The sequence below is a fragment of the Citrobacter sp. L55 genome (assembly GCF_002850715.1).
Classification (GTDB): Bacteria; Pseudomonadota; Gammaproteobacteria; order Enterobacterales; family Enterobacteriaceae; genus Citrobacter; species Citrobacter braakii.
Genome location: NZ_KZ559399.1, coordinates 193451 through 216367, shown reverse-complemented (window position 1 = coordinate 216367; position 22917 = coordinate 193451). Strand labels below are relative to the sequence as shown.

Genomic DNA, 22917 nt, shown 5'->3' with positions numbered 1-22917 from the left:
GATGACGGAAATTTACTGCTGAGGGAAAACTTATGCAGCAGGGTATTCACGGTACTGAGAGCACGTTTCAGCGCTAATAGCTCCCGACTGCAACATGTTCATTCTGCTGGAAGGCATTACGCAGAAATCCGTCACATACTTATCCCTTGCGCGCCGCCTCATAGGCCGCCAGCGTCGCCAGTCTTGCCTGTTTATGATCGACAATCGGACGAGGATAGTTAAGCGTAACCTGCGCTTTTTCAGCCCATGTCCACGGGTCATGAATGGCTTTACCCGGCACATCGCGCAGTTCCGGCAGCCACTGGCGGATAAACTCACCGTCGCGGTCAAATTTTTCGCCCTGAGTCGTGGGGTTAAAGATACGGAAATACGGTGCGGCGTCGGTCCCGGTTGAGGCCGCCCACTGCCAGCCGCCGTTATTGGCCGCCAGATCGCCATCGATCAGTTGCGACATAAAATATTGCTCGCCTTTACGCCAGTCGATCAGCAGATCTTTCACTAAAAAACTGGCCGTAATCATGCGTAATCGATTATGCATCCAGCCCGTGGCGTTGAGCTGACGCATCGCCGCATCCACAATCGGGTATCCCGTGTTCCCTGTTTGCCAGGCATGCAAATGTGCCGGATTATTCTGCCATTGCACGCGATCGGTCCAACGGATAAACGGTTGATGCCGACACAGCGCCGGATGGTAAGTCATCAGATGACGATAAAATTCACGCCAGATAAGTTCGTTCAGCCAGACGCTGCCTTCCCCTCCTTCAAGCGCCTGCGGCTGCTCCGCGAGCAGTCGATTCAGGCACTGGCGCGGCGACAATCCCCCTGTCGCCAGGCTCGCGGATAATCGACTGGTACCATCAACCGCGGGGAAATCACGCCGTTGCTCATATTCTCTCGCGGCCTGCTGGCAAAACTGGCGTAATTGCGCGATAGCCAGTTTTTCTTCTGCCACAAACCGCTGCGTATCAAAATCTTGCTGCGGATAGCTCAGCGTTATTGATGTTAACAGAGCGTCAAGAGCGCCGCTTTCTCTCACCTTCGGCGCACTAACGCATTCTGGAACACCCTCTTTAATCCGCTTTAGCCAGGCATTTTTAAACGGTGTAAAGACTTTATACATCTCGTGATTGCCGGTCATGACCGCCCCTGGAGGCAGGATCACGCTGTCGTCAAACCCTTCACACACCATATGGGGTAGTACCTTCTCAACGGCGACATCACGCTGACGTTCGTTTATTTCGTATTGATAGTTATAAAACAATCGGCTGACGCTATGCTGTGCGCAGACGTTTTTGACGGTTTCCACGCTGGTCGCAAAATCTGCAACTTCATCAAACAGAAGCGGGATGCCTTTTTCCGCCAGCGCCGTCTGCAACGCATTCAACTGCGCACTCACAAATGCCGCCTGACGTGGGGCCATTTCATGCGCCTTCCACTGCTCAGGAGTAGAGATATATAGCGCGATGACCTGCGCAGTACGATCCCGACAAGCCGCCGCCAGCGCGAGGTTGTCATGCAGACGTAAATCACGTCGAAACCAGACCAGATGGGTGGTCATAATACTCCCGGATATAAATTAATCATTGCCACTCGTTATCTATTACACCGACAAGTGTAGACGTCGGCGCATAAAAAAAACCGCCACATTACTGTGAGCGGTTTTCTTGAGCAAGAACGATAACTTAGTAGAAATCGCAGGTGGCTTTTTCAGCCTGCTCCATCCACACCGGTTTATCACTGGTTTTAGACCAGACGCGGTGCAGGTAGCTGTAAAAACGAGCGCGGTCTTTCCAGAACAGCATGACCGGTAGCGCCAGCACGCCCGCCACTACGGCAAAGGTACGGCGCAAGAAAACAATGTGTGCTGGATATTCTTTATAAAAGTCCATAATCCTCTCCCATATATCTGTTCGGTGAATAGCACCGGAAAAATAAATTTGGTTAACTGATGAAAATAATACCGCCTTGTGTGTAATTTTGCTACTCATCCGACCACTTATTTTTATCTATTGATGCTCCGTTTAGCATAAAACCGTAATTAAGTTACATAAAGGTTAAATTAATACTAACCATTAGTTAAATAATGGTTTTTGCCATTTTTATACTTTTTTTACACCCCACCCGCTGATTTTTGCGAAATCTTTGCAAGCAAAAACCTACGCTCTGGTTATCACATTTATGCCACTGGAGGTGCACTGTGAGTGCAGGCGTGATAACCGGCATTGTGCTGGTCTTTTTATTATTAGGTTACCTGGTCTATGCCCTGATCAATGCGGAGGCGTTCTGATGGCAGCCCAAGGATTTTTACTCATTGCCAGTTTCTTGCTGGTGCTATTTGTCATCGCCAGACCGTTGGGATTTGGGCTGGCTCGACTGATCAACAATACGCCCCTGCCGGGTCTGGTTGGCGCGGAGCATTTACTCTGGCGCGGTCTGGGCATCTCGCAGCAGGAGATGAACTGGCGGCAGTATCTGCTGGCTATCCTTGCTCTCAATGCGCTGGGCCTGCTGGTCCTGTTTTCGATGCTGATGGCGCAAAACCTGCTGCCGTTAAATCCCCAGCAACTGCCAGGGCTTTCGTGGGATCTGGCGCTCAACACGGCGGTGAGTTTTGTCACTAATACCAACTGGCAATCCTATGCTGGCGAAACCACCTTAAGCTATTTCAGCCAGATGGCCGGGTTGACCGTGCAGAATTTCCTGTCTGCGGCGACCGGAATTGCGGTGATTTTTGCCCTGACCCGCGCTTTCACACGCCAGAGTATGAACACGCTGGGCAACGCCTGGGTCGATCTGGTTCGCATTACGCTGTGGATCCTCGTCCCTATTGCGTTGCTCATTGCCCTGTTCTTCATTCAGCAAGGTACGTTGCAAAACATATTGCCTTATCAGCCCATCACCACCCTTGAAGGGGTGAAACAGCTGCTGCCAATGGGGCCAGTCGCCTCACAGGAAGCGATTAAGATGCTCGGCACTAACGGAGGGGGATTCTTTAACGCTAACTCATCGCATCCGTTTGAAAACCCAACCGCACTGACCAATCTGGTACAGATGCTGGCTATTTTCTTAATTCCCACCGCGCTGTGTTTTGCCTTTGGTGATGTAGTGGGCGATCGTCGTCAGGGGCGGACCTTACTGTGGGCCATGTCACTGATTTTTGCGGTCTGCGTTGCCGTCGTGATGTGGGCCGAAGTTCAGGGCAACCCGCACCTGATGGCATTCGGTGCCGACAGCAATATCAACATGGAGGGCAAGGAGAGCCGCTTTGGCGTGCTGGCCACGAGTCTCTTTTCCGTCGTCACCACGGCAGCATCCTGCGGGGCTGTCGATGCGATGCATGACTCCTTTACCGCACTGGGCGGCATGGTACCTATGTGGCTGATGCAGATTGGTGAAGTGGTCTTCGGCGGTGTGGGTTCAGGTCTGTACGGCATGCTGCTGTTCGTGCTGCTGGCTGTATTTATCGCCGGGTTAATGATTGGCCGTACGCCGGAGTATCTGGGTAAGAAAATCGACGTGCGCGAAATGAAAATGACCGCGCTGGCGATTCTGGTCACCCCTACGCTGGTCCTGCTCGGGACAGCGATCGCCATGATGAGCGATGCCGGGCGCAGCGCCATGCTTAATCCAGGTCCTCACGGCTTTAGTGAAGTCCTGTATGCCGTGTCGTCTGCCTCGAACAACAACGGTAGCGCCTTTGCCGGATTAAGCGCCAATAGCCCGTTCTGGAACTGCCTGCTGGCCCTGTGCATGTTCTTCGGTCGCTTCGGCGTGATCATCCCCGTGATGGCTATTGCCGGGTCGCTGGTCAGTAAAAAGATCCAGCCAGCAAGCCCAGGCACGCTACCTACCCACGGCGCGCTGTTTGTCGGGTTGTTAATCGGTACGGTGTTACTGGTTGGCGCTCTCACCTTTGTTCCTGCCCTGGCGCTTGGCCCGGTCGCAGAATACCTGTCATTACACTGAGTGATGCGGAGCACATTACTATGAGTCGCAAGCAACTGGCGCTGTTCGAACCCTCTCTGGTCGCACAGGCGCTGATGGACGCCGTGAAAAAATTAAGCCCACATACCCAGTGGCGTAACCCGGTGATGTTTATCGTCTGGCTGGGCAGTTTGTTAACAACCCTGTTAACGGTGGCGATGGCAACAGGTCATATGCAGGGCAGCCCGTGGTTTACCGGCGCGATAAGTCTGTGGCTGTGGATTACCGTTCTGTTCGCCAACTTCGCTGAGGCGCTGGCAGAAGGTCGCAGTAAAGCTCAGGCTAATAGCCTAAAGGGAGTCAAAAAAACCGCCTTTGCCCGTAAACTTCGCGAACCCAAATACGGCGCGGCAATGGATCACGTTCCTGCCGATGATTTACGGAAAGGGGATATCGTGCTGGTGGAAGCTGGCGATATTATCCCGTGTGACGGCGAGGTCATTGAAGGTGGCGCATCAGTAGATGAAAGTGCCATTACCGGTGAATCCGCGCCTGTGATTCGTGAATCCGGTGGCGATTTCGCCTCCGTCACCGGCGGGACCCGCATCCTCTCCGACTGGCTGGTTATCGAATGCAGCGTAAACCCCGGTGAAACGTTCCTCGACCGGATGATCGCCATGGTTGAAGGCGCGCAGCGGCGTAAAACGCCCAATGAAATCGCCCTGACGATCCTGCTGATTGCCCTGACCATTATCTTTTTGCTGGCGACCGCCACGCTATGGCCGTTTTCCGCCTGGGGTGGTAGTGCGGTCAGCATCACGGTGCTGGTTGCCTTGCTTGTGTGTTTGATCCCTACAACGATAGGCGGACTGCTCTCAGCGATTGGCGTCGCCGGGATGAGCCGCATGCTGGGCGCGAATGTCATCGCTACCAGCGGACGTGCAGTAGAGGCGGCAGGTGACGTAGACGTACTGCTGCTGGATAAAACCGGCACCATTACGCTGGGTAACCGTCAGGCTTCGGATTTTCTGCCCGCCCACGGCGTGGACGAAAAAACGTTGGCCGACGCCGCACAGCTTTCATCGCTGGCCGATGAAACGCCGGAAGGCCGCAGCATCGTGATCCTGGCAAAACAGCGCTTTAATCTGCGTATTCGCGACGTGCAATCGCTGCACGCTACCTTTGTGCCGTTTACCGCCCAAAGCCGGATGAGCGGCATCAACATCGACAACCGAATGATCCGCAAAGGGTCGGTCGATGCCATTCGTCGGCACGTTGAAGCCAACGGCGGCCACTTTCCCGCCGATGTGGAGCAGAAGGTCGAAAGCGTCGCTCGCCTTGGCGCAACGCCGCTGGTGGTTGCCGAAGGCTCCCGCGTACTGGGCGTGATTGCGCTGAAAGATATTGTGAAAGGCGGGATCAAAGAACGTTTTGCTCAACTGCGCAAAATGGGGATTAAAACGGTGATGATCACCGGCGATAACCGCCTTACCGCTGCCGCGATCGCCGCTGAGGCCGGAGTGGATGACTTCTTAGCTGAAGCCACGCCGGAAGCCAAGCTGGCGCTGATTCGTCAGTATCAAGCGGAAGGTCGTCTGGTGGCAATGACCGGCGACGGAACCAATGACGCTCCTGCCCTGGCGCAGGCCGACGTTGCGGTCGCCATGAACTCTGGAACCCAGGCAGCGAAAGAAGCAGGTAACATGGTGGATCTCGACTCCAACCCCACCAAACTGATTGAAGTAGTGCACATTGGTAAACAAATGCTGATGACGCGCGGTTCGCTGACCACTTTCAGTATTGCCAACGACGTCGCGAAGTATTTCGCTATTATCCCGGCCGCATTCGCCGCCACCTATCCGCAGCTCAATGCGCTGAACGTGATGGGACTGCATTCGCCAGACTCGGCGATCCTCAGCGCGGTTATCTTTAACGCGCTGGTTATCGTCTTTCTGATCCCGCTGGCGCTAAAAGGCGTGAGCTACAAACCTTTGTCCGCATCCGCGATGTTGCGCCGCAATTTGTGGATCTATGGTCTGGGCGGTTTAGTTGTGCCGTTTATCGGTATCAAAGCGATTGATTTACTACTGACCCTGCTGGGTCTGGTGTGAGGTTTCAGATGAGTGGATTACGTCCTGCATTATCAACATTGATTTTCCTGATGCTTATCACCGGCGGGGCTTACCCGTTGCTAACTACTGCGCTGGGGCAGTGGTGGTTTCCCCACCAGGCTAACGGTTCGCTTCTTAGCGAAGGTCAGGTTGTTCGCGGCTCTGAGCTTATCGGGCAACATTTTACCGCTGCCGGTTATTTTCAGGGGCGTCCGTCTGCCACAGCTGAAATGCCCTATAATCCAATGGCTTCAGGCGGCAGTAATCTGGCAGCCAGCAACCCGGAACTGGATAAACAGTTGCAAAGCCGGATTGCCGCGCTGCGTGCCGCCAACCCGCAGGCAAGTCCTGCCGTCCCGGTAGAGCTAGTAACGGCTTCTTCCAGCGGGCTGGATAACAACCTGACGCCAGCCGCGGTGGCCTGGCAAATTCCCCGCGTGGCGCAGGCTCGCAACCTCAGCGTTGAAGAGGTTACGCGGTTGGTTGCACAATATACGCACAAGCCGTTGGTCAGTTTTATTGGTCAGCCGGTGGTGAACCTGGTGGAACTTAATTTAGCGCTGGATAAGCACTGAGAAAAAGGACATGCATAACGAACCCTTACGCCCCGACCCCGATCGCCTGCTGGAGCAGACCACGGCCCCGCACCGGGGAAAACTGAAAATTTTCTTCGGTGCCTGTGCTGGCGTCGGCAAAACCTGGGCCATGCTGGCAGAGGCCCAGCGACTGCGGGCGCAAGGGTTAGATGTGCTGATTGGTGTGGTGGAAACCCATGGACGCAAAGAGACCGCCGCGCTGTTGGACGGCCTCAGCATCCTGCCGCTAAAGCGACAGGCGCGTCACGGCCGCCATATCAATGAGTTCGATCTCGACGCGGCGCTAGCCCGCCGTCCGGCGCTCATTTTGATGGATGAACTGGCGCACAGTAATGCGCCAGGCTCACGGCATCCTAAGCGCTGGCAGGACATTGAAGAGCTGCTGGAAGCCGGGATTGATGTTTTTACTACCGTTAACGTGCAGCACCTGGAAAGTCTCAATGACGTGGTCAGCGGCGTTACCGGCATTCAGGTTCGTGAAACCGTACCCGACCCTTTTTTCGATGCCGCCGACGATGTGGTGCTGGTCGATCTCCCCCCCGACGATTTGCGCCAGCGCCTGAACGAAGGCAAGGTTTATATCGCCGGTCAGGCAGAAAGAGCCATCGAGCATTTCTTTCGCAAAGGTAATCTGATTGCCCTACGTGAACTTGCCCTGCGCCGCACGGCTGATCGGGTAGACGATCAGATGCGCGCCTGGCGAGGACATCCGGGAGAGGAGAAAGTCTGGCATACCCGCGACGCTATTTTACTGTGCATTGGGCACAATACCGGCAGCGAAAAACTGGTACGCGCCGCCGCACGTCTGGCGGCGCGTCTCGGCAGCGTCTGGCATGCGGTGTATGTCGAAACGCCAGCGCTGCACCGACTGCCCGAAAAACAACGCCGCGCGATTTTAAGCGCTCTGCGGCTGGCTCAGGAGTTAGGCGCAGAAACAGCCACCCTTTCCGACCCCGCCGAAGACAAAGCGGTCATCCACTATGCCCGTGAGCATAATCTGGGAAAAATTGTGCTCGGGCGTCCGACTACGCGTCGCTGGTGGCGTAGCGATTCCTTTGCCGACAAACTCGCTCATCGCGCACCGGATCTCGACCTGATGATTGTTGCGCTCGATGAGCCCCCTTCACGCCCTGTGCTGCAAACGGCTGATAGTCGCACCTTTAAGGATAAATGGCGGGTACAAATTCAGGGTTGTGTGGTTGCCGTTGCGCTGTGCGCCATCATTACGCTAATCGCCATGCAGTGGCTAATGGCCTTTGACGCCGCCAACCTGGTGATGATCTATTTATTGGGTGTGGTGGTTATCGCACTCTTTTACGGACGCTGGCCGTCAGTGCTGGCAACCTTTATTAACGTCGCCAGCTTCGATCTCTTCTTTATTGCCCCACGCGGGACGCTGGCCGTTTCAGACGTTCAGTACCTGCTCACCTTTGCCGTAATGCTAACGGTAGGGCTGGTTATTGGTAATCTGACCGCCGGGGTGCGTTATCAGGCGCGGGTTGCGCGTTATCGTGAACAGCGTACGCGTCATTTGTATGAGATGTCGAAAGCGCTGGCCGTCGGTCGGAGTCAGACGGATATCGCCGCCACCAGTGAACAGTTTATCGCTTCAACGTTTCAGGCCCGCAGCCAGGTTTTACTGCCCGGTGAGAACGGCAAGCTGGCCCCGCTCACCCATCAACAGGGCATGACGCCGTGGGATGACGCTATTGCCCAATGGAGCTTTGACAAAGGGCAACCGGCCGGTGCAGGCACCGACACGTTACCGGGCGTGCCGTATCAGATTTTACCGTTAAAAAGCGCCGATAAAACGCATGGGCTGCTGGTAGTCGAACCGGGAAATTTACGCCAGCTTATGATCCCCGAACAGCAACGCCTGCTGGAAACCTTCACTCTACTGGTAGCCAGTGCGCTGGAGCGCCTGACGCTGACCGCCAGCGAAGAGCAGGCGCGGTTTGCCAGCGAGCGCGAAAGCATTCGCAACGCCCTGCTCGCTGCTCTGTCCCACGATTTACGCACGCCGTTGACGGTGTTGTTCGGTCAGGCGGAAATCTTAACACTGGATCTGGCCAGCGAGGGATCGCCGCACGCGCGCCAGGCCAGTGAGATTCGCCAGCACGTTCTGAATACTACCCGACTGGTTAATAACCTGCTGGATATGGCGCGAATTCAGTCTGGCGGCTTTAATCTTAAGAAGGAGTGGTTAACGCTGGAAGAGGTGGTCGGCAGCGCCCTGCAAATGCTGGAGCCCAGTCTCTCTGCCCCGATAAATCTGTCGTTACCTGAACCGTTAACACTGATTCACGTCGATGGTCCGCTCTTTGAACGGGTGCTGATTAACCTGTTGGAAAACGCCGTCAAATACGCGGGGCCACAGGCGCAAATCGGTATTGATGCCAGCGTCGATGGCGCACATCTGCAACTGGACGTCTGGGATAATGGGCCGGGTATTCCGTCGGGTATGGAACAGCGCGTTTTTGACAAATTTTCCCGGGGAAATAAAGAGTCATCGGTGCCCGGCGTTGGGCTGGGGCTGGCAATTTGTCAGGCTATTGTGGACGTGCACGGCGGTACTATTTCGGTCCACAATCGCGCGCAAGGAGGAGCCTGTTTTCGTGTTACACTGCCCCAGGAAATTCCCCCTGAACTTGAAGATTTTCATGAGGATATGTGACGAACGTACTAATTGTTGAAGATGAACATGCCATTCGCCGCTTTCTGCGCACCGCGCTGGAAGCCGATGGCCTGCGTGTATATGAAGCGGAAACGCTGCAACGTGGTCTGTTGGAAGCCGCCACGCGAAAACCCGATCTCATCATTCTCGATCTCGGCCTGCCGGACGGCGACGGCATTGATTTTATTCGCGACCTGCGACAATGGAGCGCGATTCCGGTGATTGTGCTTTCAGCCCGCAGTGAGGAAAGCGATAAAATTGCTGCGCTGGATGCCGGTGCCGATGACTATCTCAGTAAACCCTTTGGTATTGGCGAGCTACAGGCGAGATTGCGCGTGGCATTGCGTCGCCACGCCAGCGGTGCGTCTCCCGAACCGGTGGTACATTTTTCCAACGTCAAAGTGGATATTGCCGCGCGCCTCGTTCACCGTGGTGACGAGGAAATTCATTTGACGCCGATTGAGTTTCGTCTGTTAGCGGTTCTGCTAAATAATGCCGGGAAGGTACTGACGCAACGCCAGTTGTTAAATCAGGTTTGGGGACCAAACTCCGTCGAACACAGTCATTATCTACGTATTTATATGGGACACCTGCGCCAGAAGCTGGAACTGGACCCGGCCCGTCCGCGTCATTTTCTGACCGAAACCGGAATTGGCTATCGGTTTATGCCGTGAATTCTTATTCATTTTTTCTGATTAATTAATAAATATATTTTTCATTACTCATTCCACTGCATAATACTTATTATGCAGCCAGTAGAATATTGTAAAAAAATAATAAAATACAAATAAATAACATATAAACAACAAAACAGCATCTTGTCTCGCACTATACATAAATGGCGACTAAATATTTTATAAACGATCGTTTTTTATTGATCTTCTTCACAGTTCATAGCCATTTCCTGGATAAAATACCCGCACCTTCCACTTATCCAGTAAAGGTAACTAAAATGGAAAATAATAGCCGTACAATGCCACATATAAGGCGAACAACGCATATTATGATGTTTGCCCACCGCAACAGTTTCGACTTTCATTTCTTTAATGCCCGTTAGTCTTCCGACTAAGGGCACTCAAGTATACAGGTCTTCCTGACTCTCTGTATCGCAGGCTAACGCCTGTATCCGCAGTGCTCTCCCTGCATAACCCTGTATTACCTGTGACCGGACCGGTTAGGGTTTATTGCATCTTCAAAAAAGCAATTTACTGATTTATTTATCAGCGGTATGACTTTGCTTTTTTTCCGGAGTTATCAATTTCTCATTTGAGAAATTGAGGACCTGCTATTACCTAAAAATAAAGAGATGAAAATGTCAGAATTAAAAATTGCCGTAAGCCGTTCCTGTCCTGATTGTTTTTCTACGCAGCGTTCTTGTGTAAATATCGATGAAAGTAATTTTATTGATGTTGCTGCTATCGTGTTATCCATCAATGATATTGAACGTGGAAAACTCGATGAAATTGACGCCACCGGCTATGGGATTCCTGTTTTTATCGCCACCGAAAATGAAGAACGTGTTCCATCTGAACATCTGCCGCGGATCTCAGGTGTATTCGAATGTAATGAAGCCCGTACCGCCTTTTATGGCCGGCAGTTAGAAACCGCCGCCAGCCATTATGAAACGCAGTTACGTCCGCCGTTCTTCCGTGCGCTTGTCGACTATGTCAATCAGGGTAACAGCGCCTTTGATTGTCCTGGTCATCAGGGGGGCGAGTTTTTCCGTCGCCATCCTGCGGGTAATCAGTTTGTCGAATATTTCGGCGAAACACTTTTCCGCTCCGATTTGTGTAATGCCGATGTCGCAATGGGTGATCTGCTGATTCACGAAGGCGCTCCCTGCATCGCACAGCAGCACGCAGCTAAAGTTTTCAACGCGGATAAGACCTACTTTGTACTGAACGGGACCTCCTCATCGAACAAAGTGGTGCTTAACGCATTGCTCACCCCAGGCGATCTGGTGTTATTCGACCGCAACAACCACAAGTCAAATCACCACGGCGCGTTATTGCAGGCCGGGGCAACGCCGGTATATCTGGAAACCGCGCGTAACCCGTACGGCTTTATCGGCGGGATCGACGCGCACTGCTTTGAAGAAGGCTATCTACGTGAACAGGTGAGTGAAGTTGCGCCACAACGTTCGAAAGATGAGCGTCCGTTCCGTCTGGCCGTGATTCAGTTAGGTACCTACGACGGCACAATCTATAACGCCCGTCAGGTGGTGGATAAGATCGGTCATCTGTGCGACTACATCCTGTTTGACTCCGCGTGGGTTGGCTATGAGCAGTTTATTCCGATGATGGCCGATTGCTCTCCGCTGTTGCTGGATCTTAACGAAAATGACCCCGGCATTCTGGTCACCCAGTCAGTGCACAAACAACAGGCAGGCTTCTCTCAGACTTCGCAGATCCACAAAAAAGACAGCCATATTAAAGGCCAGTCTCGCTACGTGCCTCATAAACGAATGAATAACGCGTTCATGATGCACGCCTCCACCAGCCCGTTCTATCCGCTCTTTGCCGCACTGGACATCAACGCCAAAATGCATGAAGGCGTCAGCGGGCGCAACATGTGGATGGACTGCGTCGTCAACGGAATTGATACTCGTAAGTTGATCCTGGAAAACTGCCACCATATCCGCCCGTTCGTGCCGGAGATAGTAGAAGGTAAACCGTGGCAGGCTTATCCCACCGCTGAAATCGCCAGCGACCTGCGTTTCTTCCATTTTGTCCCCGGTGAACACTGGCATGCTTTTGAAGGGTATGCCGAACACCAGTACTTTGTGGATCCATGCAAATTGCTGCTCACCACTCCGGGTATTAATGCACGTAACGGCGAATACGATACCTTCGGCGTTCCGGCTACCATTCTGGCTAACTTCCTGCGCGAAAATGGTGTGGTGCCCGAAAAATGCGACCTCAACTCCATCCTGTTCCTGCTGACCCCCGCAGAAGATATGGCGAAGTTGCAGCAGCTTGTCGCCCTGCTGGTGCGTTTCGAAAAACTGCTGGAAGCCGATGCCCCGCTAGCCGAGGTTCTGCCCTCGATCTACAAGCAGCATGAAGCCCGTTACGCCGGTTACACCCTGCGCCAGCTGTGCCAGGAGATGCACGATTTGTATGCGCGTCACAACGTGAAGCAGCTACAGAAAGAGATGTTCCGTAAGGCACATTTCCCGCGCGTCAGCATGAATCCCCAGGATGCCAATTATGCATATCTGCGTGGTGAAGTTGAACTGGTGCGTCTGCCGGACGCTGAAGGTCGCATCGCGGCAGAAGGCGCGCTGCCTTATCCTCCGGGCGTGCTGTGTGTGGTTCCGGGTGAAATCTGGGGCGGTTCAGTATTACGTTACTTCAGCGCACTGGAAGAAGGAATCAATTTGCTACCGGGTTTTGCGCCTGAGCTCCAGGGTGTCTACATCGAAGAACACGACGGTCGTAAACAGGTGTGGTGCTACGTGATTAAGCAACAAAGCGCGCAACACGCTCTGTTGAAAGGGGAAATGTTATGAGCAAAGCCAAATCCAACAAAATGGGCGTCGTCCAGCTCACTATCCTGACCATGGTTAATATGATGGGATCCGGAATCATCATGTTGCCCACCAAGCTTGCGGAAGTCGGTACTATCTCGATCATCTCGTGGCTGGTGACTGCTGTCGGTTCAATGGCGCTGGCCTGGGCCTTCGCAAAATGCGGTATGTTCAGCCGTAAATCCGGTGGTATGGGGGGTTACGCTGAATACGCCTTTGGCAAATCCGGTAACTTTATGGCGAACTACACTTATGGCGTTTCGCTGTTAATCGCCAACGTGGCTATCGCCATCTCCGCCGTTGGCTACGGTACCGAGCTGTTTGGCGCCACACTGACGCCGGTGCAGATTGGCCTGGCAACCATTGGTGTACTGTGGATCTGTACCGTGGCTAACTTTGGCGGGGCGCGCATTACCGGGCAGATCAGCAGCATCACCGTTTGGGGCGTCATTATTCCGGTTGTCGGTCTGTGTATCATCGGCTGGTTCTGGTTCAGTCCGACGCTGTACGCTAACTCCTGGAATCCACACCACGTCCCGTTCTTCACGGCTGTCGGCTCTTCCATTGCGATGACCTTGTGGGCTTTTCTGGGTCTGGAATCGGCCTGCGCCAACGCTGAAGTGGTAGACAATCCGGAACGCAACGTGCCCATCGCCGTATTGGGCGGTACGCTGGGCGCGGCGGTGATTTACATCATCTCCACCAACGTGATAGCCGGGATTGTGCCGAATATGGATCTGGCTAACTCTACGGCGCCGTTCGGTTTAGCCTTTGCACAAATGTTCACCCCGGAAGTCGGTAAGGTGATCATGGCGCTGATGGTGATGTCCTGCTGCGGTTCACTGCTGGGCTGGCAATTCACTATCGCTCAGGTATTCAAATCGTCGGCTGATGGGGGTTACTTCCCTAAAATCTTCTCCCGCGTGACCAAAGTAGATGCGCCGGTTCAGGGGATGCTGGCTATCGTGATCATCCAGAGTGGTTTATCACTGATGACTATCAGCCCGTCACTGAACAGTCAGTTCAACGTGCTGGTCAACCTGGCGGTGGTGACGAACATCATTCCGTATATTCTGTCGATGGCCGCGCTGGTAATTATTCAAAAAATGGCGAATGTTCCGTCGTCGAAAGCGAAACCGGCAAACTTCGTGGCGTTTGTTGGCGCATTGTACAGCTTCTATGCGCTCTACTCCTCTGGCGAAGAAGCAATGCTTTATGGTTCTATCGTGACCTTCCTCGGCTGGACGCTGTATGGCCTGGTATCACCGCGTTTTGAACTGAAAAATAAGCATAGTTAAATCCTGGCATAAAAAAGCCCGGTAGCGCTAACGCTTACCGGGCCTACAAAACGCGTCAGTACAAACAATACTTACGCGTTTTTCAGCACTTCGCTGACAATCTCAACGGCTTCTTTTTCGATCTGCTTGCGATGTTCTTCACCAAGGAAGCTCTCGCAGTAGATTTTATAAGCGTCTTCAGTACCTGACGGACGCGCAGCAAACCAGCCGTTGTCAGTCATCACCTTCAGACCGCCGATAGAAGCACCGTTACCCGGTGCCGCCGTCAGACGTGCCGTGATCGGGTCGCCCGCCAGCGTGCTGGCACTCACCATTTCCGGAGACAGCTTAGACAGCGCCGCTTTCTGCGCGGAGGTCGCGCTTGCCTGCAGTCGGTTGTAGCTTGGCGCGCCGAAGCGGGCAGCCAGTTCGTTGTAGTGCTCTTGCGGATTCTTACCGGTCACTGCGGTAATTTCTGCCGCCAGCAGGCACATGATGATGCCGTCTTTGTCGGTCGACCACGGTGTACCGTCAAAGCGCAGGAAAGAAGCGCCCGCGCTCTCTTCACCACCAAAGCCAAAGCTGCCGTCAAACAGACCGTCAACGAACCACTTAAAGCCAACCGGAACTTCGACCAGTTTACGCCCTAAATCATTCACTACGCGGTCAATCATCGCCGAAGAGACCAGCGTCTTACCAACGGCAACGTCTTTGCCCCACTGCGGACGATGCTGGAACAGGTAGTTGATCGCCACCGCCAGGTAGTGGTTCGGATTCATCAGACCCGCCGGGGTGACGATACCGTGACGGTCATAGTCCGGATCGTTGGCAAAGGCCAGATCGAACTTGTCACGCAGCGCCAACAGTCCCGCCATCGCGCATTCGGAGGAGCAGTCCATACGGATTGCGCCATCTTTGTCGAGATGCATAAAGCGGAAAGTCTGATCAACGTGATCGTTAACGATAGTCAGGTTCAGGTTGTAGTGCTTGGCAATACGCTTCCAGTATTCGATACCGGAACCGCCAAGCGGATCGACGCCCAGCGTCAGGCCCGCTTTCTGGATCGCGGCCATGTCGACGATGTCGGCCAGTCCTTCAACAAACGGCTGAACCAGGTCCTGCTCTTTTACATGACCAGATGCCAGCGCAGCATCCAGCGACATACGCTTCACGCCTTGCAGACCGTCAGCCAGCAGAGCGTTAGCCCTGTCTTCCACCACTTTGGTGACGTTAGTATCTGCCGGACCACCGTTTGGCGGGTTGTATTTAATGCCACCATCTTCCGGCGGGTTGTGGGATGGCGTGATCACAATGCCGTCAGCCAGCGGGCCGCCTTTTTTGTTGTGGACCAGGATAGCATTCGACACGGCAGGGGTTGGCGTAAAGCCGTTATTTTCCTGCACGATGACGTCCACGCCGTTCGCTGCCAGCACTTCCAGTACAGAGATAAAAGCCGGTTCAGACAGCGCGTGGGTATCCTTGCCCACGTAGCACGGGCCAGTGATCCCGTTTTTCGCACGTTCTTCAGCAATCGCCTGAGCGATAGCCAGAATATGCGGCTCGTTAAAACTATGACGACCTGCACTGCCGCGATGTCCGGACGTACCGAACTTGACGGCGTGCTCAGCGTTCCCTGCCGTTGGTTTCAGTACATAGTACTGTGCCGTCAGTTGGGCGACGTTAATCAAATCACTCTGTTGCGCAGGTTGACCTGCACGGTTGTGGATTGCCATTGCCTGGTCCTTCTAATGCAAGGATTAAATTGTTCCGCAAACCTTTTCAATCAATTCCGCAGGGAATTGCATTGACTGCATGATGTGCTCAACCATGCTGCATTTACGGCCGGTATTGGTATTGGTGATCACCCAGTACGGCGTGCCTGGCACGTGTTTCGGTTTGGTTTGATTACCATTTTTCAGCAGCGTCTGTTCATCTGCTGCAAAATAAACGCGCGTACGACCATGCAACGATTCCGTTGCTTCGGCGAACGCGTTTTGATCCAGTGAATAGAGTGTAGACAGCACCAGCATAAAGCGATTTACTGCTTTCTTCTGCTCCGCATATTCGTCGGACAGCAGCAGTTCACGCATCGCGCGCACTTTATCTTTTACGGGGTTAACCGGCTTCGCTTCCACGACAGCTTGCACAGCGCGGACTTCTTTTACTACCGGAGTGACAGGCTGTGATGCGGCGGAAAACTTCAACATACGCCGTAAAATGTCGGATGCGCTCTCGCCGATATGCTTGGTGTGGCTGGCAATATAGCTATAGAGTTCATCATCAACTTCAATCGTTTTCATCTTAATCCAGTGCAGTGTTTAGCTGAATACAAGTTGTTGGGGTCAACACGCTTAGTGTAAAGGCAAATCCCAACAGCGGATAGCGTCAAGCCTGGTGGCTGGCAAAACTCAGAGTAACCGTAGTTGTTGCAGCCATGTGGCAGAATGGTCAACATGATACCCTAACCCGTGAGTGTGAAAAAAAGAACTTTGCCATGAAATTGAATATCCGAGCGCAATCTGCGCAAAACCTGCACAATAATTCTCCCATCGTCCTGGTGCACGGCCTGTTTGGCAGTCTGGATAACCTGGGGATCCTGGCGCGCGATCTGGTGGCCGATCACGATATCATCCAGGTTGATATGCGAAATCATGGCCTCTCCCCGCGTTCACCTGTGATGAATTATCCGGCCATGGCGCAAGATCTGCTGGATACGCTGGACGATCAACAGATCGAAAAAGCGATCTTTATTGGTCACTCGATGGGGGGCAAAGCCGTCATGGCGTTAACCGCGTTGGCCCCGGAACGTGTCGAACGGTTGGTAGCCATCGACATTGCTCCCGTTGACTATCATGTTCGCCGTCACGATGAGATTTTTGCTGCCATTAACGCAGTAACTGACGCGCAGTCCTCTTCGCGTCAGCAGGCGGCGAGCGTCATGCGCCAGCATCTGCAAGAGGAAGGCGTGATCCAGTTTCTGCTCAAATCCTTCGTGGACGGCGAATGGCGCTTTAATGTTCCCGTGCTGTGGGAGCAATATCCTCATATTGTCGGCTGGGAGACCATCCCGGCGTGGGAACACCCGGCGCTGTTTATCCCCGGAGGCAACTCACCTTATGTAACCGAAGCGTATCGCGAACAGCTGCTGGCGCAATTCCCGCAGGCTCGGGCGCACGTTATTGCAGGCGCGGGCCATTGGGTGCATGCGGAAAAACCGGAGGCGGTACTGCGCGCCATCCGTCGTTATCTGAGCGAACAGGTTAACTGATTAAAAACTCAGCGTCTGCGCGTGATTACGCGCGTGGGCGTTGGCGTGTCTCCCCTGCTGATGTATTATGGCGGGCTATCCATCCGGGCAGACGCCTGGCTGATTGTTTCCCCGAAGTCACCAAGATCATGGCCAAAGAACAAACGGACCGTACGACATTAGATCTGTTCGCGCAGGAGCGTCGCCCGGGACGACCCAAAACTAATCCGCTCTCGCGTGATGAACAGTTACGTATTAACAAACGTAATCAGCTTAAACGCGATAAAGTTCGCGGGCTTAAGCGTGTCGAACTGAAACTGAACGCTGATGCCGTTGACGCTCTGAACGAGCTGGCCGAGGCGCGCAACATGAGTCGCAGTGAACTCATCGAAGAGATGCTGATGAACCAACTCAGCGCATTGCGCGGTCAGGCTTAGTCTGAATTTCTGCTCTAAATCATAAATCGTGTAGCACAGAGTGCAGTCCTGCGTGTTTGCTGTTTCCGCATGCCTGACTGTTCTGCTATGATTGCCCTTATCCGTGGGCAATGCGCCACCACCATTTCAATAAGTTTCAAGAGGTTATTTTACTCATGGCAATCACTGGCATCTTTTTCGGCAGCGACACCGGTAACACCGAAAACATCGCAAAAATGATTCAAAAACAGCTTGGTAAAGACGTTGCCGATGTACATGACATTGCAAAAAGCAGCAAAGAAGACCTCGAAGGGTATGACATTTTGCTGCTCGGCATTCCAACCTGGTACTACGGTGAAGCGCAGTGTGACTGGGACGATTTCTTCCCTACCCTCGAAGACATTGATTTTAACGGCAAACTGGTTGCATTGTTCGGCTGCGGCGACCAGGAAGATTACGCAGAATATTTCTGCGATGCGTTGGGTACAATTCGCGACATCATCGAACCGCGCGGCGCAACCATCGTTGGTCACTGGCCAACGGCGGGTTATCACTTTGAAGCGTCCAAAGGCCTGGCTGACGACGACCACTTTGTGGGTCTGGCCATTGATGAAGATCGCCAGCCTGAATTGACCGCCGAACGCGTGGAAAAATGGGTTAAGCAGATCTCTGAGGAGCTGCACCTCGACGAAATCATCAATGCCTGATTTTGTGTGGCGCAGATTTCCATCTGCGCCACATCAATAGATAAAACCAATCAAAATAATTGCTACAAATTTGTAACTTTTTCGTCTGACCCTGTACAATGGCCGGATGCCAATCGGGTATTGCACAGTGTGTTTGTCGGCGATACCACGTTTTGATTAACAATATATGCCAGAGACTTGCAGTTTTCATTTAGCCATGGCAGTTCTATAATGAATCGCATTATCTCAAGTGCAATTTCTGTCACTTCTGTTAATGAAGTGAATCGTTTAGCTACAGGACAGATTCCGCATGACTGACAACAATACCGCATTAAAGAAGGCTGGCCTGAAAGTAACGCTTCCTCGTTTAAAAATTCTGGAAGTTCTTCAGGAACCGGATAACCATCACGTCAGTGCGGAAGACTTATACAAACGTCTGATCGATATGGGTGAAGAAATTGGTCTGGCGACCGTGTATCGCGTGCTGAACCAGTTTGATGATGCCGGTATCGTGACCCGCCATAATTTTGAAGGTGGTAAATCCGTCTTCGAACTGACTCAACAGCATCATCACGATCACCTCATCTGCCTCGACTGCGGCAAAGTGGTCGAGTTCAGCGATGATTCCATCGAGGCGCGCCAGCGTGAGATTGCGGCTAAACATGGTATTCGTTTAACCAACCATAGCCTCTATCTTTACGGTCACTGCGCCGAAGGCGATTGCCGCGAAGATGAGCATGCTCACGACGGTAAATAATGTGATGCTTTCTGAAAAGCCAACCATTCGGTTGGCTTTTTTTATGGGCGTTATCACCCCTTTTCCCCTTCCCTCCACTCCTTTGTTGCTTTAATGTAAAATCAATAGTCCCTTCCCGGAGAGTCGAAATGGAACTTCGCCAGCTACGCTATTTTGTTCGCATTGTAGAAACTGGCAGCATGGGTAGCGCGGCGCTCGATCTCAATATTGGGGTTTCGGCACTCAGCCAGCAAATGTCCCGCCTGGAAAACGAACTCGCTATTCGCTTGCTGCAGCGCACCTCGCGTGGCGTGACGCCCACCAGCGCCGGACTGGCATTTTACTCCCAGGCGCAGCTGGCGCTCCGCCACGCAGACGATGCAATCCTCGCCGCGCGAGAGTCCCGGCTTTCCGGGCACGTCAGCGTCGGTATGGCCCCCAGTACCGCTTCCGTTCTCGGCATGCCTTTTATTAACGCCATGCGGGAAAGCTATAGTGATGTCCGCCTGCATGTGGTGGAAAGCCTCTCTGGCAACCTGGAACGGATGATTAATACCCGCCAGATTGATCTGGCCGTGGTATTTCAAAAAGAAAAGATCCTGCGCTGGAGCGCAAGACGATTCTCGAAGAGCGCCTGTTTTTGATTGGGACTCATGCCTTACTGGCCGATATTGCCGATGACAATATTGCGCCAGCCCAGCTGGCAAGTATCCCATTGATAATGCCCAGCCCAGGCCACGGTCTGCGCGGCAGGCTGGAAGCAATTTGTCAGGAACACGCGCTGCGCATTGAGATCGCCACAGAAATTGATGGTCTGGCGCTGCTAATGCGCGCCGTTCGCAGTGGAATCGGCGCTACTCTCCAGCCCGGCGCGGCGATTTCCCATCTCGATAAAGAGACGCTAAGAGTGATCGGCGTCCATAATCCAATACTGAGTCGCCCCAACTTTCTGGTCAGCCTTTCTGATGATGAGCTCACCCCCGCGGGCCTCGCCGCCCGCGTCGTACTAACGAAAGTGATGCATCAACTGGTGGAAGCAGGAAGCTGGCCAGGCGCCATCCTTTACAATAACTAAAGCCCTCTTTAGCACTTCGTCATAGCGCCCGCACAAGCTGTGCGTATACATTTCAATTACAAATTTAACAATTAGTTAAATGGTAATGGAGTATACGATGGTTGATGTTCTGGTGATTGGCGGTGGCAATGCCGCGTTATGTGCTGCCCTAACCGCCCGTGAGCAAGGAGCTTCGGTACTCCTGCTCGAAGCGGCTCCACGGGAATGGCGCGGGGGAAATTCTCAACACACGCGTAATCTGCGCTGTATGCATGACGCGCCGCAGGATGTGCTAGTGGAAAGCTATCCTGAAGAGGAGTTCTGGCAGGATTTGCGGCGCGTCACCGAGGGAAATACTAACGAAGCCCTGGCGCGTCTGGTGATCCGCACCTCTTCACAATGCCGCGACTGGATGCGACAACACGGCGTTAATTTTCAACCTCCTCTCTCCGGTGCTTTACACGTAGCGCGAACCAACGCCTTTTTTATGGGGGGCGGGAAAGCCCTCGTGAATGCCTATTATCGCAGCGCAGAAAAGTTAGGCGTGCAAATCCGCTACAACACACCGGTGCAGGCGCTTGAACTGCATAACGGTGAGTTTGTGGCAGCGCTGGCAGGCGAAGAGCGCATAACCGCTAAATCCTGCGTGCTTGCCGCTGGCGGATTTGAGTCAAACCGCGAATGGCTGCGCGAAGCCTGGGGAGAGAACGCCCGCGGCGAGTGGCCTGCGGATAACTTCCTGATTCGCGGCACGCGCTTTAATCAGGGCGTACTGCTTAAATTTATGATGGATGCCGGGGCGGACATCATCGGCGAACCCTCCCAGTCACACTGCGTAGCCATTGATGCCAGAGCGCCATTATATGACGGCGGGATTTGCACCCGCGTGGACTGCGTTTCACTTGGCATAGTAGTCAACCGTGACGCAGAACGTTTTTATGATGAAGGCGAAGATTTCTGGCCCAAACGCTACGCCATTTGGGGACGCCTGGTCGCCCAACAGCCAGGACAGATTGGCTATTCCATTATCGACAGTAAAGCCATCGGCCACTTTATGCCACCGGTATTCCCCGGCGCACAGGCGAATACGCTGGCGGAGTTGGCGCATCAGTTGGGGCTGGATGCCGAACGCTTTACCCACACCGTGACGGCGTACAACAACGCCTGCCAACCAGGTCAGTTCGACCATACCGTCCTGGACAACTGCACGACGAAGAAGTTAACCCCCGCGAAAACACACTGGGCGCGACCGCTGGACCAGCCACCTTACTACGGCTATGCCCTGCGGCCAGGGATCACCTTCACCTATCTTGGGTTAAAAGTGAACGAACGCGCTGCCGTACACTTTGCCGGGCAACCAAGCCGCAACCTGTTCGTCGCCGGAGAGATGATGGCGGGCAACGTGTTGGGCAAGGGTTACACCGCAGGCGTGGGCATGTCGATCGGGACAACCTTTGGCCGCATTGCCGGAAAAGAAGCCGCGCTGGCAGCACGAAAGGAGGCACGTCATGAAGCAGCTTGAGAAACTGATCATCGAAGCACAAATTATCACCGAGCCGGAAGCAGAAGTTGAACGTGTGATGCAGGTCTGTAACGCCTGCCGCTATTGTGAAGGTTTTTGCGCCGTGTTCCCGGCAATGACTCAGCGCCTGGAATTCGGTAAAGCGGATATCAATTATCTGGCTAACTTGTGCCATAACTGCGGCGCCTGCCTGCACGCGTGTCAGTATGCCCCACCTCATGAATTTGCCATCAACGTACCGAAGGCGATGGCGGAAGTGCGGCTCGAAACCTATCAGCACTACGCGCAACCCGCCGCCTTTGGCGCGCTTTATCGTCGCGCAGGCATCACTGTGACGCTGGCGCTGGTTTTCGGTCTGATCCTGTTTTTACTCCTCGCCATGAGTTTAAAGGGCTCGTTATTCCATCCTCCGCTGGCCGGGGATTTTTATCAGATTTTCCCGCATAACCTGCTCGCATGGATGTTTGGTTCGGTATTTATTCTGGCGATAGGTCTGCTGATGGCGGGTGTTCTGCGCTTCTGGCGCGAAATCTCTCCGGGTGTACCGCGTTCCGCTGAAATTGCTGAAGCCTCGCACAATGCGCTGACGCTGAAGTATCTCGATGGTGGGCATGGCAAAGGTTGTAACGAAGCAGATGATGCCTTCACCCTGATGCGCCGCCGTTTCCATCACTTCACCTTCTACGGTTTTATGCTCTGCTTTGCCGCCACCGTGGTGGCAACGGGCTATCACTACTTTGCAGGTATAGAAGCGCCCTATCCGTTCTTCAGCGTTCCGGTAATGTTGGGCACGTTGGGCGGCATTGGCCTGACTGTCGGCCCGGCTGGCTTGCTATGGCTCAATTTTAAGCGCTCACCGCTGCATGGCGACGCACGGCAAAAACCGATGGATCGCGGTTTTATTTTGCTGCTGCTCCTGACCAGTCTGACCGGTTTAGCGCTGCTGGCGGGAAGAGACACCTCCTGGATGGCTATTTTGCTCGCCATTCACCTCGGCGTGGTCATGGCGCTCTTTCTGACCATTCCTTATGGAAAATTTGCCCACGGATTTTACCGCTGCGCAGCCTTACTCAAGTGGGCGATTGAGAAACGGCGCGGCAAACAGGCGGGGGTCGCAGGCGACTAACCCGCAAACTCTTACCTCT

General features: G+C 53.6%; 20 protein-coding genes and 1 pseudogene. 17 read left to right on the top strand and 4 right to left on the bottom strand.

What is annotated here, in order from left to right; all coding sequences use genetic code 11:
- Positions 1–139: 139 nt before the first annotated feature.
- On the bottom strand, positions 140–1558 hold the full coding sequence (gene phrB / locus B9P82_RS01010) for a deoxyribodipyrimidine photo-lyase (protein ID WP_101699822.1): 1419 nt from the start codon (positions 1556–1558) through the stop codon (positions 140–142).
- A gap of 124 nt (positions 1559–1682) precedes the next feature.
- Positions 1683–1889 carry a YbfA family protein gene (locus B9P82_RS01005; RefSeq protein ID WP_003022870.1) on the bottom strand — a complete coding sequence of 69 codons (207 nt, stop codon included), beginning with the start codon at positions 1887–1889 and terminating at the stop codon, positions 1683–1685.
- 308 nt (positions 1890–2197) lie between these two features.
- Between B9P82_RS01005 and kdpF the strand changes: the two genes are divergently transcribed.
- The 9 genes from kdpF to potE all read left to right on the top strand — a co-directional run bounded on the left by kdpF (position 2198) and on the right by potE (position 14132).
- Positions 2198–2287, top strand: coding sequence for a K(+)-transporting ATPase subunit F (kdpF, locus tag B9P82_RS01000; protein WP_001670793.1), 90 nt, complete (start codon positions 2198–2200; stop codon positions 2285–2287).
- On the top strand, positions 2287–3966 hold the full coding sequence (gene kdpA / locus B9P82_RS00995; RefSeq protein ID WP_046274707.1) for a potassium-transporting ATPase subunit KdpA: 1680 nt from the start codon (positions 2287–2289) through the stop codon (positions 3964–3966). The genes kdpF and kdpA overlap by 1 nt, the downstream gene beginning before the upstream one ends.
- 20 nt (positions 3967–3986) lie before the next feature.
- Entirely contained in the window at positions 3987–6035 is a 2049-nt protein-coding gene (gene kdpB, locus B9P82_RS00990; RefSeq protein ID WP_101699821.1) for a potassium-transporting ATPase subunit KdpB, read from the top strand.
- A gap of 8 nt (positions 6036–6043) precedes the next feature.
- Positions 6044–6610, top strand: a complete 567-nt coding sequence (gene kdpC / locus B9P82_RS00985) for a potassium-transporting ATPase subunit KdpC (RefSeq protein ID WP_016152267.1) — start codon at positions 6044–6046, stop codon at positions 6608–6610.
- Positions 6611–6620: 10 nt separating this feature from the next.
- Positions 6621–9305 carry a two-component system sensor histidine kinase KdpD gene (gene kdpD / locus B9P82_RS00980; RefSeq protein WP_101699820.1) on the top strand — a complete coding sequence of 895 codons (2685 nt, stop codon included), beginning with the start codon at positions 6621–6623 and terminating at the stop codon, positions 9303–9305.
- Complete coding sequence (kdpE, locus tag B9P82_RS00975) at positions 9302–9979, top strand: two-component system response regulator KdpE (protein ID WP_101699819.1); 678 nt, start codon at positions 9302–9304, stop codon at positions 9977–9979. Before kdpD ends, kdpE begins: the two co-directional genes overlap by 4 nt.
- Before the next feature lie 278 nt (positions 9980–10257).
- Positions 10258–10362 carry a leader peptide SpeFL gene (speFL, locus tag B9P82_RS28195; RefSeq protein WP_114149115.1) on the top strand — a complete coding sequence of 35 codons (105 nt, stop codon included), beginning with the start codon at positions 10258–10260 and terminating at the stop codon, positions 10360–10362.
- 255 nt (positions 10363–10617) lie between these two features.
- Positions 10618–12816, top strand: a complete 2199-nt coding sequence (gene speF, locus B9P82_RS00965) for an ornithine decarboxylase SpeF (RefSeq protein ID WP_047501716.1) — start codon at positions 10618–10620, stop codon at positions 12814–12816.
- The gene (gene potE, locus B9P82_RS00960; RefSeq protein WP_016155987.1) at positions 12813–14132 is read left to right on the top strand and encodes a putrescine-ornithine antiporter; all 1320 of its coding nucleotides are present in this window, start codon (positions 12813–12815) and stop codon (positions 14130–14132) included. The genes speF and potE overlap by 4 nt, the downstream gene beginning before the upstream one ends.
- A gap of 71 nt (positions 14133–14203) precedes the next feature.
- On the opposite strand, the gene pgm is transcribed toward potE, so the two are convergent.
- Together pgm and seqA are read right to left on the bottom strand one after the other, a co-directional pair.
- The gene (gene pgm, locus B9P82_RS00955) at positions 14204–15844 is read right to left on the bottom strand and encodes a phosphoglucomutase (alpha-D-glucose-1,6-bisphosphate-dependent) (RefSeq protein ID WP_016152262.1); all 1641 of its coding nucleotides are present in this window, start codon (positions 15842–15844) and stop codon (positions 14204–14206) included.
- Between the two features lie 24 nt (positions 15845–15868).
- Positions 15869–16411 (bottom strand): replication initiation negative regulator SeqA, encoded by a 543-nt coding sequence (seqA, locus tag B9P82_RS00950; protein WP_016152261.1) that lies wholly within the window; start codon positions 16409–16411, stop codon positions 15869–15871.
- A 194-nt stretch (positions 16412–16605) separates the two neighbouring features.
- On the opposite strand from seqA, the gene ybfF reads away from it, so the two are divergent.
- From ybfF to tcuB, 8 genes and pseudogenes are all read left to right on the top strand, one after another.
- Complete coding sequence (gene ybfF, locus B9P82_RS00945) at positions 16606–17379, top strand: esterase (protein ID WP_029139453.1); 774 nt, start codon at positions 16606–16608, stop codon at positions 17377–17379.
- Positions 17380–17507: 128 nt separating this feature from the next.
- Positions 17508–17795 (top strand): LexA regulated protein, encoded by a 288-nt coding sequence (ybfE, locus tag B9P82_RS00940; RefSeq protein ID WP_003022842.1) that lies wholly within the window; start codon positions 17508–17510, stop codon positions 17793–17795.
- A 155-nt stretch (positions 17796–17950) separates the two neighbouring features.
- Positions 17951–18481, top strand: coding sequence for a flavodoxin FldA (fldA, locus tag B9P82_RS00935; protein ID WP_003022839.1), 531 nt, complete (start codon positions 17951–17953; stop codon positions 18479–18481).
- Positions 18482–18691: 210 nt separating this feature from the next.
- Positions 18692–18778, top strand: a complete 87-nt coding sequence (locus B9P82_RS00930) for a ryhB-regulated fur leader peptide (RefSeq protein ID WP_049259739.1) — start codon at positions 18692–18694, stop codon at positions 18776–18778.
- A complete protein-coding gene (fur, locus tag B9P82_RS00925; RefSeq protein WP_003022836.1) occupies positions 18771–19217 on the top strand; it encodes a ferric iron uptake transcriptional regulator in 447 nt (148 codons plus the stop codon). The genes B9P82_RS00930 and fur overlap by 8 nt, the downstream gene beginning before the upstream one ends.
- A 128-nt stretch (positions 19218–19345) precedes the next feature.
- A pseudogene (gene tcuR, locus B9P82_RS00920) lies at positions 19346–20271 on the top strand (tricarballylate utilization LysR family transcriptional regulator TcuR).
- A 97-nt stretch (positions 20272–20368) separates the two neighbouring features.
- A complete protein-coding gene (tcuA, locus tag B9P82_RS00915; protein WP_016152258.1) occupies positions 20369–21772 on the top strand; it encodes an FAD-dependent tricarballylate dehydrogenase TcuA in 1404 nt (467 codons plus the stop codon).
- Complete coding sequence (gene tcuB / locus B9P82_RS00910) at positions 21759–22898, top strand: tricarballylate utilization 4Fe-4S protein TcuB (RefSeq protein ID WP_101699818.1); 1140 nt, start codon at positions 21759–21761, stop codon at positions 22896–22898. The genes tcuA and tcuB overlap by 14 nt, the downstream gene beginning before the upstream one ends.
- Positions 22899–22917 lie beyond the last annotated feature (19 nt).